The 13,042-nt window shown below is 72.7% G+C and carries 8 protein-coding genes; 7 read left to right on the top strand and 1 reads right to left on the bottom strand.

All coding sequences use genetic code 11. The features are described 5' to 3' along the window. Nucleotides 1–4 precede the first annotated feature (4 nt). From ABZV42_RS21680 to ABZV42_RS21650, 7 genes are all read left to right on the top strand, one after another. Complete coding sequence (locus ABZV42_RS21680) at nucleotides 5–1,345, top strand: sugar ABC transporter permease (protein ID WP_356053156.1); 1,341 nt, start codon at nucleotides 5–7, stop codon at nucleotides 1,343–1,345. Nucleotides 1,346–1,427: 82 nt separating this feature from the next. Next, nucleotides 1,428–2,339 (top strand): carbohydrate ABC transporter permease, encoded by a 912-nt coding sequence (locus ABZV42_RS21675; RefSeq protein WP_356053154.1) that lies wholly within the window; start codon nucleotides 1,428–1,430, stop codon nucleotides 2,337–2,339. A gap of 151 nt (nucleotides 2,340–2,490) precedes the next feature. Next, the gene (locus ABZV42_RS21670) at nucleotides 2,491–4,773 is read left to right on the top strand and encodes a bifunctional glycosyltransferase family 2 protein/CDP-glycerol:glycerophosphate glycerophosphotransferase (RefSeq protein WP_356053152.1); all 2,283 of its coding nucleotides are present in this window, start codon (nucleotides 2,491–2,493) and stop codon (nucleotides 4,771–4,773) included. A 123-nt stretch (nucleotides 4,774–4,896) separates the two neighbouring features. Further along, nucleotides 4,897–7,056 carry a CDP-glycerol glycerophosphotransferase family protein gene (locus ABZV42_RS21665; RefSeq protein WP_355980476.1) on the top strand — a complete coding sequence of 720 codons (2,160 nt, stop codon included), beginning with the start codon at nucleotides 4,897–4,899 and terminating at the stop codon, nucleotides 7,054–7,056. Between the two features lies 1 nt (nucleotide 7,057). After that, nucleotides 7,058–9,268, top strand: a complete 2,211-nt coding sequence (locus ABZV42_RS21660) for a bifunctional glycosyltransferase family 2 protein/CDP-glycerol:glycerophosphate glycerophosphotransferase (protein WP_356053150.1) — start codon at nucleotides 7,058–7,060, stop codon at nucleotides 9,266–9,268. 239 nt (nucleotides 9,269–9,507) lie between these two features. Continuing rightward, nucleotides 9,508–10,764: a hypothetical protein gene (locus ABZV42_RS21655; RefSeq protein WP_356053277.1), complete on the top strand. Its 1,257-nt coding sequence runs from the start codon at nucleotides 9,508–9,510 to the stop codon at nucleotides 10,762–10,764. Nucleotides 10,765–10,851: 87 nt separating this feature from the next. Continuing rightward, the gene (locus ABZV42_RS21650) at nucleotides 10,852–12,537 is read left to right on the top strand and encodes a hypothetical protein (RefSeq protein WP_355980470.1); all 1,686 of its coding nucleotides are present in this window, start codon (nucleotides 10,852–10,854) and stop codon (nucleotides 12,535–12,537) included. Between the two features lie 34 nt (nucleotides 12,538–12,571). On the opposite strand, the gene ABZV42_RS21645 is transcribed toward ABZV42_RS21650, so the two are convergent. Beyond that, nucleotides 12,572–12,985, bottom strand: a complete 414-nt coding sequence (locus ABZV42_RS21645; RefSeq protein WP_355980467.1) for an organic hydroperoxide resistance protein — start codon at nucleotides 12,983–12,985, stop codon at nucleotides 12,572–12,574. Between the last annotated feature and the right edge of the window lie 57 nt (nucleotides 12,986–13,042).

Below are 13,042 nucleotides of genomic sequence, written 5' to 3'. Positions count from 1 at the left end.
GGCCATGACGTCGGCGACGGCCGGGGGCACCGCACCGGTGCCCCCGGCCCGTACACGCAAGAGCGTGACCGGGACCCGCAAGGCGGTGGTGGCGCTCTTCCTGCTGCCCGCCCTGGTGCTGCTCGGCGCGCTCGTGGTCTACCCGATCGGGTACTCGGTCGTGCGCAGCTTCTACGACCAACAGGGCGACGGATTCGCCGGGTTCGACAACTACAAGGCGCTGTTCACCGACGACGGCATCCGCACCGCGCTCAAGAACAACATCATCTGGGTGGTGTTCGCCCCGTCGGTGGCGACCGCGCTCGGACTCGTCTTCGCGGTGCTCACCGAACGGGTGCGCTGGGGAACGGCGTTCAAGCTGGTCGTCTTCATGCCGATGGCGATCTCGATGCTCGCGGCCGGCATCATCTTCCGGCTGGTGTACGACCAGGACCCGGCCAAGGGCGTCGCGAACGCGGTGTGGGTGGGGGTGCACGACACCTTCGCCCCGTCCTCGGCGTTCCCCAGGGCCCACCCGGGCCGGCAGTCGCCGCTGGAGGCCGAGAAGGGCGGCTTCGTCACCCGGGGTGCCGTCCACACCGGGCAGTCCGTCTCCCTCCCGCTCGTCGGGGTCGCGCCCGACCGGATGCCGGGCGGCGCAGGGAAGGCCGTGCAGGCCGCGTCCGAGCCCGGCAGGATCACCGGGACGACGTGGCAGGACTTCACCCGCGGCAAGGGCGTGGGACGGCTGGGCCGGGTGGACCCGGGCGAACTGGGCTACGCCGGCATGAAGATCGAGGCGGTCAAGGACGGCGGGGTCGTCGAGACGGTGACGGCCGCCGGCGACGGCACGTTCTCGCTCTCGGGCAAGGCGGACGGAGCCCGGCTGCGGCTCCCCCCGGGCAACTTCAAGGAGCCGTACAACGGGATCGACTGGCTGGGCCCGTCCCTGGTCACCCCGGCCATCATCGGTTCGTACGTCTGGATGTGGGCGGGCTTCGCGATGGTGCTGATCGCGGCGGGGCTCGCGGGAGTGCCGCGCGAACTGCTGGAGGCCGCGCGGGTCGACGGGGCCAACGAGTGGCAGGTGTTCCGCCGGGTCACCGTGCCGCTGCTCGCGCCGGTGCTCGCGGTCGTCGCCGTGACCTTGATGATCAATGTGCTGAAGGTCTTCGACCTGGTGTTCATCATCGCGCCGGGCTCCTCCCAGGACGACGCGAACGTGCTGGCCCTTGAGCTGTACCGCAAGGGCTTCTCGGAGGGCCGCCCCGGCGTCGCGAGCGCCATCGCGGTGTTCCTGCTGCTGCTGGTGATCCCGGTGATGCTCTTCAATGTGCGCCGGCTCAGGCGGGAGGTGCGGCGATGACGGTAGACCTGTCGTTCGGCCGGGGGTCCGGGGGTTGTCCCCCGGGGCAACGCAGCCGCCGGCTCAGGCGGGAGGTGCGGCGATGACCACGCAGGCCGGACAACTGGCGAAGACCGCGCACTCGACGGCCGTGAACAGGGCTCGGCCCTCGCTCGGTTCACGGATCGCGAGCGGGGTCGGCGGCGGTGCCGTACGCGTCCTCCTGCTGCTCGTCGGCCTGTTCTGGCTGGTGCCGACGATCGGGCTGCTGCTCTCCTCGCTGCGCAGCCCCGAGGACATGAGCGGCAGTGGCTGGTGGAAGGTGTTCACCGCGCCCTCGCAGCTCACCGTGGACAACTACCAGAAGCTCCTGGAGAACAGCGACATCACCAACTCGCTGCTCAACACCGTGCTGATCACGGTCCCGGCGACCCTGCTGGTCGTCGTGATCGGCTCGCTCGCGGGCTACGCGTTCGCCTGGATGGAGTTTCCCGGCCGCGACTGGTGGTTCCTCGGCGTGGTCGGCCTGCTGGTCGTTCCGGTGCAGGTGGCCCTGATCCCGATCGCCGAACTCTTCGGGAAGATAGGCGTCTTCGGGTCGGTGACCGGCGTGGTCCTCTTCCACGTCGGCTACGGCCTGCCCTTCGCGGTGTTCCTGCTGCGGAACTTCTTCGCGGAGATCCCGCGGGAGCTCCTGGAGGCGGCCCGGCTGGACGGCGCGGGTGAACTGCGCCTGTTCGCACGGGTCGTGATGCCGCTCGGCGGTCCCGCGATCGCCTCGCTGGGGATCTTCCAGTTCCTGTGGGTGTGGAACGACATGCTGGTCGCGCTGGTGTTCTCCGACTCGGGGAGTCAGCCGATCACGGTCGCGCTCCAGACGCAGGTACGCCAGTTCGGCAACAACATCGATGTGCTGGCGCCGGGCGCCTTCATCTCGATGGTGATCCCGCTGGCCGTGTTCTTCGCGTTCCAGCGGCAGTTCGTCTCCGGTGTGATGGCGGGCGCGGTCAAATAGGCCGCTGACGAGCGGATTCGAGGGGCGGGCCGGACACCGGCCCGCCCCTGTCCGTTCACCCGGTGTCCCCCGTATGCCACAACTGGCGTAACCAAGTCACCCCTTCGGCCGTTCCCGGGCAGGTATGCCCGCGCCGACCCATGGATGTCCCGTGCCCAGGTTCAGTGTCATCGTCCCCGCGTACAAGGTTCAGGCGTACCTGCACGAGTGCCTCGAATCCGTGCTCGGACAGTCCTTCCTGGACCTCGAACTCATCGCGGTCGACGACTGCTCACCGGACGCCTGCGGGGCGATCATCGACGAGTTCGCGGCCCGTGACGCCCGCGTGCTCGCCGTGCACCTGCCCGAGAACGTGGGTCTCGGGCGCGCCCGCAACGCCGGTCTCGAACGGGCCACCGGCGACTATCTGATCTTCCTGGACAGCGACGACACACTGACCCCGGACGCGCTGCGGGCCGTCGCCGACCGGCTCAAGGAGACCGGCGACCCCGACGTCCTGGTCTACGACTACGCGCGCACCTACTGGACGGGCGAGGTCGTACGCAACCAGGTCTCGGCGCAGCTGACCGAGGAAGGCCCGGCGCCCTTCCGGCTGGACGAGCGGCCCGGACTGCTGCGGCTGCTGATGGTGGTGTGGAACAAGGCGTACCGCCGGGAGTTCGTCGAGGGCGCGGGCCTGCGGTTCCCGCCCGGCTACTACGAGGACACGCCCTGGACGTATCCGGCGCTGATGTCGGCCGGGACGATCGCGACCCTCGACCGGATCTGTGTGCACTACCGCCAGCGGCGCCACGGCAGCATCCTCGGCACCAGCAGCCGCAAGCACTTCGACGTCTTCGAGCAGTACGACCGTGTCTTCGCGCATGTGGCCGCGCACCCGGAGCTGGAGCGGTGGCGGCCGGTGCTGTTCCGGCGCATGATCGACCACTTCTCCACGGTGTTCGTGAAGCGGGGCCGGCTCCCGCGCGCGGCCCGGGCCGAATTCCTGCGCAAGGCGCGTGCGTACCACCGCCGTTACCGCGTCCCCGGGGCGCCCGCCACCGGGCGCAGCCGGCTGCGGCACGCGCTGGTCGGCCTCGGCGCGCATCGCACGTACCGGCTGCTCTCCCTCCTGTCGCGAATCCGCAGGAGAGCCGCGCGGCCGGCCGCCGGGCTGCGGCACGCGGTGCGCGGCGCGGCGCTCCAGCTCCACTACCGCGTCCAGCTAGTTCTCCCGCTGCGCGCCGACCGTGCCGTCTTCTCCAGTTACTGGGGCCGGGGCCACGGCTGCAATCCGGGGGCCCTGGAGTCCGCGTTCCGCAGCTTCGCGCCGCACATCCGCACGGCGTGGATCGCGGACCCCGGGCACCACCACACGATCCCGGCCCAGGCGCGGCCGCTGCGTCCCGGCACGGCGGGGTACTGGACGGCGCTCGCCCGCTCCAAGTACCTGGTGAACAACGTCAACTTCGACCGGCGGCTGGTCAAGCGGCCCGGCCAGATCATGATCCAGACGCAGCACGGGACACCGCTCAAGCGGATGGGGCTCGATCTCCAGGACCGCCCGGCCGCCGCGCGCGGCACCGACTTCGCCGAGCTGCTGCGCGGTGCCGACAAGTGGGACTTCTGCCTGTCCGCCAACCGCCACTCCACTCTGGTGTGGGAGCGCGTCTTCCCCTCCTCGTACACCACGCTGGAGTACGGGCTGCCCCGCAACGACGTCTTCCAGCAGGCGACTTCGGCGGACGTGGCCCGGCTGCGCGAGTCGCTGGGCATCCCCGCGGACACGGTCGCCGTGCTGTACGCGCCGACGTTCCGGGACTACCGGCGCGGCCGGCCGCCCGCCCTGGACCTGGAGCGCGTACTGCGCCGGCTGGGCCCGCGCTTCGTCGTGCTGGCCCGCCCCCATCACTCCTGCGCGGCGCCGCTCACGGACACGGCGGGCGGCCGGGTCATCGACGTGTCCGGCCATCCGAGCGTCGAGTCGCTGTGCCTCGCCTCGGACGCGCTGGTCACCGACTACTCGTCCCTGATGTTCGACTACGCGGCCCTGGACCGGCCGATCGTGGTCCTGACGGACGACTGGGAGGCGTACGAGGCGGCCCGCGGCACCTACTTCGACCTGCGCGCCTTCCCGCCAGGTGCCGTCGCGCGCAGCGAGGACGAGCTGATCGACGTCTTCGCGACGGGGCACTGGGACGACGCGCGCTCGTCGCGGCTGCGGACCGCGTTCCGTGAGCGGTTCTGCCCGTACGACGACGGGCGGGCCGCCGAACGGGTCGTACGGCATGTGGTGCTCGGCGAGAGCGGCGGCCTGCCGTCCGTGGTGCCGTTCGCCGAGCGCCGCCCGGTCGCTGCGGCCGGGGCGGCCCTCGCGCAGGCGCCGGGCTCCGGGCGGCCGCTCGGGAGCGTCCCGGTCCCCGGGGCCGCCGTCCCCCTGACCGAGACCCTCTGAACCGGAGTCCGCGTGCCCTCCAGTCCCTCGCGGCCCACGCCCACCCGGCCCTCCACCTGGCGGCCGACCGGGCGCCCCGGGCGATGAATCCCCCGTTCGGCGCCCCTTGAGAGAAAGAGCAGAATGCCCCGCTTCAGTGTCATCGTGCCCACCTTCGAAGTGGCCGGGCACCTGGCCCGCGCGCTGGACTCGGTCCTCACCCAGTCCTTCGGCGACTTCGAACTGATCCCGGTCTGCGACGGGCCGGACTCCCCGGCCGCGGCGGTCGCCGCCGCGTACGCGGACAGGGACTCCCGGGTGGTCCCGGTCCATTCGCCGCCGTCGGGCGGACTGAGCGCGGCGCGCAACGCCGGGATCGCGGCGGCGAGGGGCGCGTATCTGCTCTTCCTCGACGGCGACGACGATCTGGTGCCGGGTGCGCTGGACGCCCTGGACACGGGACTCCCGGCCGACGCGGACGTCCTCTGGTTCGGGCATCAGCGGGTGCACTGGTGGGACGGCGAGCCGAGCACGCCCCCGCTCGACAAGGCCCCCGAGGTGCTGGGCGTGCACGTTCCGGCCTGGAGCGCCGTGTACCGCAGCGGCTTCGTCGCCGAACACGAACTCACCTTCCCGCAGGGGCGTTTCACGGACGCGGGGTGGGGCGGGATGGTGACCGTGACGGCCGAGCGGTCGGCCGTGCTGCGCACGGTCTGCGTACGGCATCGTCTGCGCCGCCAGGGCAGCCGGCTCAACGCGCCGGGCGAGCACCACTTCGAGCTCCTCGACCAGGTCGAACGGGTCCTCGTCCGGGCCTCGCAGCGGACCCTGCCCGCGGCCAGGTCGAAGGCGCTGTTCGGCCAGCTGTTCTCCCTGGTCCTGAAGACGGCCGCGCACCCGGCCCGGGTGCCGGCGGGTCGCCGCCGGGCCTTCTTCCGCCGGGCGGGCAAGCTCTACCGGCGGCACCGTCCGGCCGGGTTCCGGGCTCCGGCGGGCAGCCTCGGCGTCCAGCACCGGCTGCTCGCGACGGGCGCCTACAGCGCGTTCCGCGCGCTGCGCGGCACGAACCGGGCCGTCTCCGGTGTGCTGCGGCGGGTGCCCCGCGGAAAGACGCTGCGCGCCCGCGCGCTCTACGCCCTCCAGCTGCGCCGCCCCCTCGACGAGAACCTCGCGGTGTACTGCGCCTACTGGGGCCGGGGTTACGCCTGCAACCCGGCGGCGATCCACGCCAAGGCCCTCGAACTCGCCCCGCACATCCGCTCGGTGTTCCTCGTCGAGCCGGAGGCGGTGGACGCGCTGCCGAAGGACGTCGAGCACGCGGTGATCGGCAGCCGGCGCGGCTGGGAGGTGCTGGCCCGCGCCAAGTACCTGGTCAACAACGCCAACTTCGCGGACGGGGTGGTCAAACGCCCCGGCAGCGTGCACCTCCAGACCCAGCACGGCACACCGCTGAAGAAGATGGGCGTCGACCAGTCGACCTTCCCGGTGGTGGCCGCGGCGACCGGCAGCTTCACCAGGCTGCTGGCCCGGGTGGACCGCTGGGACTACAACCTCTCCTCCAACCGGCACTCCACGCAGATGTGGGAACGCGCCTTCCCCGGCGGCTACGAGGCCCTGGAGTACGGCTATCCGCGCAACGACGTCTACTGCACGGCGACCGCCGAGGACGTGGCCCGGATCCGCGAGCGGCTCGGGGTGCCCGAGGGCAGGACGGCGCTGCTGTACGCGCCGACGCACCGCGACCACAGCACCGGTTTCGAGTCCCGGCTCGACCTGGAGGCCTTCTGCGAGGCGATCGGCGAGCAGTTCGTCGTCCTGCTGCGCGCCCACTACTTCTACGACGAGGGCCGCGGGCGCGGCAGCGGGCGGATCATCGACGTGACCGGGCACCGGTCCTCCGAGGACGTGTGCCTGGCCGCCGACGCGCTGATCACGGACTACTCGTCGATCATGTTCGACTACGCCAACCTCGACCGCCCGGTCGTCGTGTACGCGGACGACTGGGAGGTCTACCGGGAGACCCGGGGCGTCTACTTCGACGTGCTGCGGGAGCCGCCGGGCAAGGTGGCACGCACCCCGGACGAGCTGGCCGCGCTGTTCACCGACGGCTCCTACGCGGATCCGGCCGCCGCCGCGCTGCGGGCCCGGTTCCGTGAGCGCTTCTGCGAGTTCGACGACGGCAGAGCCGCCGAGCGGGTCGTCCGCAGAGTGCTGCTGGGCGAGTCCCCCGAGACGATCCCGCCCGTCCTGCCGCTCGCCGAACGCGTCCCGGCTCCCGCCGCGTCCACCCTCGTAAGGAGCTGACGTGCCCCGCTTCAGCGTCATCGTCCCCGTCTTCAAGGTGCAGGGCTTTCTGCGCGAGTGCCTCGACTCGGTCCTGGAGCAGTCGTACACGGACATCGAGGTCGTCGCAGTCGACGACTGTTCCCCGGACGGCTGCGGCGCGATCCTCGACGAGTACGCGGCCCGTGATCCCCGGGTACGGGTCCTGCATCTGCCGGAGAACGTGGGGCTCGGCCGTGCCCGCAACGCCGGGATGCCGCTCGCCGGCGGGGACTACCTCTTCTTCCTCGACAGCGACGACACCCTCACCCCGGGCGCGCTGCGCGCCGTCGCCGACCGTCTGGACGAGACCGCCGACCCCGATGTGCTGGTGTTCGACTACGCGCGCACCTACTGGTGGGGCGGCACCCGCAGGAACGTGCTGGCGCACGTCCTCGCCGAGGCCGGTGACGGCACCTTCACGGCGGCCGAACGCCCGGAGATCCTCGACCTGTTGATGGTGGTGTGGAACAAGGTGTACCGCCGGGAGTTCGTCGAACGGGAGGGCTTCGCCTTCCCGCCCGGGTACTACGAGGACACGCCCTGGACGTTCCCGGTGCTGCTCAGCGCGGAACGGATCGCGACACTCGACCGGATCTGTCTGGCCTACCGCCAGCGGCGCCAGGGCAACATCCTGTCCACCACCAGCCGCAAGCACTTCGACGTCCACGACCAGTACGAGCGGGTCTTCGCGTTCGTCGGCGCCCGGCCGGAACTCGCGCACTGGCGCCCCTATCTGCACCGCAAGATGGGCGAGCACTGCCTCGACATCCTCTCCAAGGAGGACCGGCTGCCGAAGGAGGACAAGGCCGAGTTCTTCCGGCTGACGGCCGCGCTCTTCCGCGGGCACAAGGCCGGACCCGTACCGTCCGAACTGCGTGTCCTGGAGGGCGGTTTCACGCGCTACCGGGTGCGGAGGCAGGCGGGCCGCGCCGGCCTGGAGCTCGGCCGGCGCGGGCAGCAGGCCCGCCGGGTGCTCGGCGCGCGGGTCAAGCACGGCTGGTCGGCGGCGCACGGGCAACGGCCGCTCGACCCGCAGCTCGCGGTGTACTCGGCGTTCTCGCACCGGGGTGTCCTCGGTGATCCCGCCGCGGTGTACGCCGCCGCGCGCGAACTCGCCCCGCAGCTGCGCGGGGTGTGGGTGGTGCGCGACGAGGAGCAGGCGGCGCTGCTGCCGCCGGACACCGAGCACGTCCTCCTCGACTCGCTGTCCTACCGCCGGATCACCGCGCGGGCCACGTACTTCGTGAACAACGTCAACTGGCCCGGCTCCCTGGCCAAGCGCCCCGGCACCGTCCACATCCACACCCATCAGGGCACCCCGCTGAAGTACATGGCCGCGGACCTGCTCGACAAGCCGGGCGCTCGGCACGGCGTCGACGTGCCGCAGATGCTGCGCCGGGCCGACCGCTGGGACTACAGCCTGGTCGCCAACCGGCACTCGGAGCTGGTCTGGGACCGCGCCTACCCCTGCCACTTCACCTCGCTGCGCAGCGGCAGCCCGCGCAACGACGTGCTGGTGCGGGCCCGGCCCGAGGACGCGGTGGCGGCCCGCACCCGCCTCGGGATCCCGGCCGGGAACCGGGTGGTGCTGTACGCGCCGACACGCCGGGAGTACGTGCGCGGCGGGCATGCCGACCGGCTCGACCTGGCCGCGTTCGCGGACGGCCTCGGCGCGGACCACACCCTTGTCGTACGGCTGCATCCCTCGCTCGCGGACGGTCCGGCGCGCGGGATGGGGCTGGCCGAGCTGCACCGGCGCGGTGTCGTGGTCGACGCGACCGACGAACCGTGCGTCGAGGACGTGATGCTGGCCTCCGACGCCCTGGTGACCGACTACTCGGCCCTCATGTTCGACTACGCCAACCTGGACCGGCCGATCGTGCTCCTCGCCGACGACTGGGGCGCGTACGCGGCGAGCCGGGGCGCCTACTTCGACATCACGGCCGATGCCCCCGGTCATGTGGCCTGCTCGCAGCGGGAGTTGGCGTGGCTGTTCGCGTCGGGGGCCTGGCGGGACGGGGAGTCGGAGCGGCTGCGGACCGGATTCCGTGCGCGCTTCTGCGAGTTCGACGACGGCCGGGCCGCCGAGCGGGTGGTGCGGACACTGCTGCTCGGCGAGCGGGCCGGGCCGCCTGCCCCGGTCGTCCCGGTGCCCGCCCAGGCGGGCCACGACGTCCTCACCACCTCATGAGCGGCCCCGTGGACGAACCCGTGGACCGATCCGCGGGCCGACGCCCGGACGGCCCCGTGGACGAACCCGCCGACGGACCCGCGAACCACCCCGCGAGGGGATCCGGGGGACCCATGGACGGACCCGCGAACGGCCTGCGGAACAGCACCGCGAACGGCTCCGGCGGCGCCCCGTCGGCCGCGCGTTCCCGCCGCTTCCTGGCGCGGGCCCCGCGCGCACCTCGTTCGGCCCGCGCCCGGGTGATCCTGATCGCCGTCGTCTTCGCCTTCCTCCAGCTCGCCAACCCCACCGGCCGCGACACCCCCGACACCAAGAACTACCTCTCGTACGCGCTGGACCTGCGCGGTGAGAGCAAGCAGCGGGCCGCCGCCCTGACGATCGACTACGTCTGTGCGGGAAAGGCGTCCGTCGCCCGGCGCGGCCAGGCCGTGGACGTGGTGCGCTTCCACCGCGCGAGCCCGACCCGGCAGGTCGTCGCCGAGTGCCGGCGCGAGCAGTGGCGGGGGGTGTCCGCGCGGCTGAAGGCCGGGCGGACGGCGGGACACATCGTTCCGTTCATGCCGCCCCGCTTCATGCGGATCTTCGAGGTGCGGCCGGGGTATCCGGTGTTCCTGGTGCCGTTCGTGACGTTGCTGGGGGTGACCTGGGGCCTGTGGGCCTCGGCGGTCGTCGTGACGGTGGCCGGGGGCGTCCTCGTCTTCCTGCTGCTGCGCACCCTGCGCGTTTCAACGGGCGCGGCCCTGACCGGGCAGGCCCTCTACTACGTCCTGCCGTGCGGTACGACGGCGATGCGCCCGATGACCGAGGGCCTGATGATGGCCCTGACCCTCGCGGCCCTGTGGGGCTGCGCCCTGGTCCTCGAGGGCCGCGCACGGGCCGGGACCTGGCTGGCCGGAGGCTGTCTGACGGTCCTCTTCACGGTGAAGCACTCGCAGGCACTGTTCCTCGGTCTGTGCCTGAGCGCCGCCTGCGCGGTGCTCCTGGCGCGCCGGCGCCGGTGGGACGGACCGCTGCGGACCCTGGGGGTGGTGGCGGCCTGCGGTGTGCTGGCCACCGTGCTGCTCGCGAAGCTGCTGCACTACCCGTCCCAGTCGGACAGCGTGCAGGATCTGCTCACCGGGCACTACGCGCGTCCCGACCGCGTCCATCCGTGGCCCGAGTTCCTCCATCTGGAGGCCGCCTTCTGGATCGAGTGGACGCGCCGCCGGCTGTGGGAGCCGCTGTTCCTCGCGGCGCTGGTGGCGGCCGGTTGGGGGGCGCTGCGCAGACACCCCGCCTTCGCCGTCTTCCTGCTGGCTGCCGCGGGCACCGGAGTGCTCAACCAGGCCGCGCACCCCGACATCAACGTCTGGGGCGAGCGGCTGATCGTGCTGCTGTGGCTGCTGCCCGCGGTGGGCCTTCCGCTGCTGCTCGACGTGGTCGTCCGGCCGGGCACGCGGACGCTCGGCGGTCTCGTTCCGGGGCCGGCGCGCCGGGAATCCGAGGTCGCCCGATGAGGTGATCCCGGGCTAGGCCGCCCATCGGGACGGGCATATACGGCAGATGCCACAAACCGCGGGTCCCCGCTCCTCCCCCACCGCCCGATGAGCGCCGATGTCGTCACCCGGCGGGGAGCCGTCCGCGGGGCGACCGCGCTGCGCGGCGGAGCCGCCTGGCGTCCGACGCCGTACCAGGTCTTCGGCGGCCTGTTCTGGCTGGTGATGACACTCGCGTACCTGCGGATCCCGTTGTGCTGCGACGCGGGCCAGCACGCGGCGGTCGTCGAACGCCTGCGGGCGGACCTGCTGCACCCGCGGCACCCGATGGCGGACCTGCCGGGCGCCGGCAGCCCGTACTACTCGCCGTACGCGGTGGCCCAGGGCGCCTTCGCCCGGCTGACCGGTCTCGGCGGCTGGGCGCTGGTGCGGCTGTCGGGGCCGGTCAACCTCCTGGTGCTGCTGACGGGCATCGGCCGTTTCACGCGTGTGCTGACACCCCGTCGCGGGGCGCCCGGCCTGTGCCTGCTCGCGATGGTGCTGCTGTGGGGCACCGAGCGGGCCTGGTGGAGCGGCTACCTCGGGCTGATGTCGATGACCGGCAACCTGGGCTATCCGTCGACGTTCGCCATCGGACTGGCCTTCTGGGCCTGGGCGTTCACCGGCAGGCGCGCGGCGGACACCGGCGGCCCCGTCCGGTTCGTGGGCCCGGGCGGCCTCGGGAGCCCGTGGGGGTACGCGGCCCTCGGCGCCCTGTACGGACTGATCCTGCTGGTGCATCCGATCACCTCGGTCGCGGCGGTGCTCGGCGGGGTTGCGTTCGTGGCCGGCGGGCAGCGCGGATGGCGTCCGGCGGTGGCGGCCCGGTGGCTGCTCACGGGCGCGGTGGCGCTCCTCGTCGCGTACGCGTGGCCGTACTTCGATGTCTTCGGGCTGGCCGGGGACCGCAGCGTGGACGCCATGCACGAGCAGTTGTACGACCGGATGCCCGGACACTTCTGGCTGGCGCTGACCGGGGTCCCCGCGCTGTGGCTGCGGGCCGGGCGTGCCCGGCGGAACGAGGGACGCGGGTGGCGCGATCCGCTGGTGCTGATGTTCGCGCTGGAGTGCGCGACGGTGGCGTACGGCTGGCTGAGCGGGCACTACACGTACGGCAGGATCCTCGGGCTCACGCTGGTGCCGCTCCAGTTCGCGCTCGGGGTGGAGCTGGCCGGGCCGCGCCCGTGGGGGCCCTGGCGGCGGCTGCTGGGCGGGGCCGCGGCCGTCGGCGCCCTGACCGGGTTCCTGACCGTGCACGCCGGGGCGGTGGTGCCGCGTTCCCTCGACCCGGTCGGCTTCGACCAGCCGCCGCGCTGGCCGACGTACGACTGGGCGGCGCGGCACATCCGGCCCGGCGAGGCGGTCATCGCGGACGGGTACTACTCGGTCCATCTGCTCGCGGGCTACGGCCCGGACCTCGCGGCGCCCGCCTGGCCGGACCCGGCCCTCGCCGAGAGCGAGCGGCTGCGCCGGCTCGCCGCGGTCCGCGCCTATCTCGCCCCGGACTCGACCCGGGCCGAACGCACCGCCGTCGCCCGCCGGTACCACGCCCGCTGGCTGCTGCTGACGCGCTGGCGGCAGGTGCCCGAGGAGGCGACGGTGGTGGACTGGAGCCGGGAGACCGGGGAGGTACTGGCCCGGATCGGCCCGGGGTCCGGCACCCGCGCCGGTGCGGCGGCCGGTGCAGGGGCCGTCGCGAAGGGCGGTGCGGGTGCCGGCGCGAAGGCCGGTGCGGCGGTCCGTGCCGCTCGATGACGAACCGTCCCGTAACCGGCCCGCTCGGTGCCGGTTACTCGATGACGAGCTCGACCGGGATGTTGCCGCGGGTGGCGTTGGAGTAGGGGCAGACCTGGTGGGCCTGCTCGACCAGCTTGCGGCCGGTCGCCTCGTCCACGGTGTCGGGCAGCTCGACGCGGAGCGTGACGGCCAGGCCGAAGCCCTCGCCCTGCTTGCCGATGCTCACCTCGCCGGTCACGGCGGCCTGCGTGACGTCGACCTTCGCGGCACGGCCGACCAGGCCGAGGGCGCTCGCGAAACAGGCCGCGTACCCGGCGGCGAACAGCTGCTCGGGGTTGGTCCCCTCGCCGCTGCCGCCCATCTGCGCCGGAATGCCCAGCTGGAGGTCGAGCGTGCCGTCGGAGCTGACGGCACGGCCCTCGCGGCCGTGGGTGGCGGTGGCGACGGCGGTGTAGAGCGCGTCCATGGGGACCATCCCTCTCAAGTCGGATCAAGCCGGAATCCTGGCGGGGCCGCCGGTCCG

The organism is Streptomyces sp. NPDC005281 (assembly GCF_040607495.1).
In the GTDB taxonomy this organism is placed as follows: domain Bacteria; phylum Actinomycetota; class Actinomycetes; order Streptomycetales; family Streptomycetaceae; genus Streptomyces.
Note: the sequence above shows the minus strand (reverse complement) of the source record. Positions and strands in the feature narration are given on the sequence as shown.

Coding starts and splice junctions, on each gene's coding strand:
- ABZV42_RS21680 (WP_356053156.1), top strand. CDS start 5: ATGACGTCGGCGACGGCCGGGGGCACCGCACCGGTGCCCCCGGCCCGT.
- ABZV42_RS21675 (WP_356053154.1), top strand. CDS start 1,428: ATGACCACGCAGGCCGGACAACTGGCGAAGACCGCGCACTCGACGGCC.
- ABZV42_RS21665 (WP_355980476.1), top strand. CDS start 4,897: ATGCCCCGCTTCAGTGTCATCGTGCCCACCTTCGAAGTGGCCGGGCAC.
- ABZV42_RS21650 (WP_355980470.1), top strand. CDS start 10,852: ATGAGCGCCGATGTCGTCACCCGGCGGGGAGCCGTCCGCGGGGCGACC.
- ABZV42_RS21645 (WP_355980467.1), bottom strand. CDS start 12,985: ATGGACGCGCTCTACACCGCCGTCGCCACCGCCACCCACGGCCGCGAG.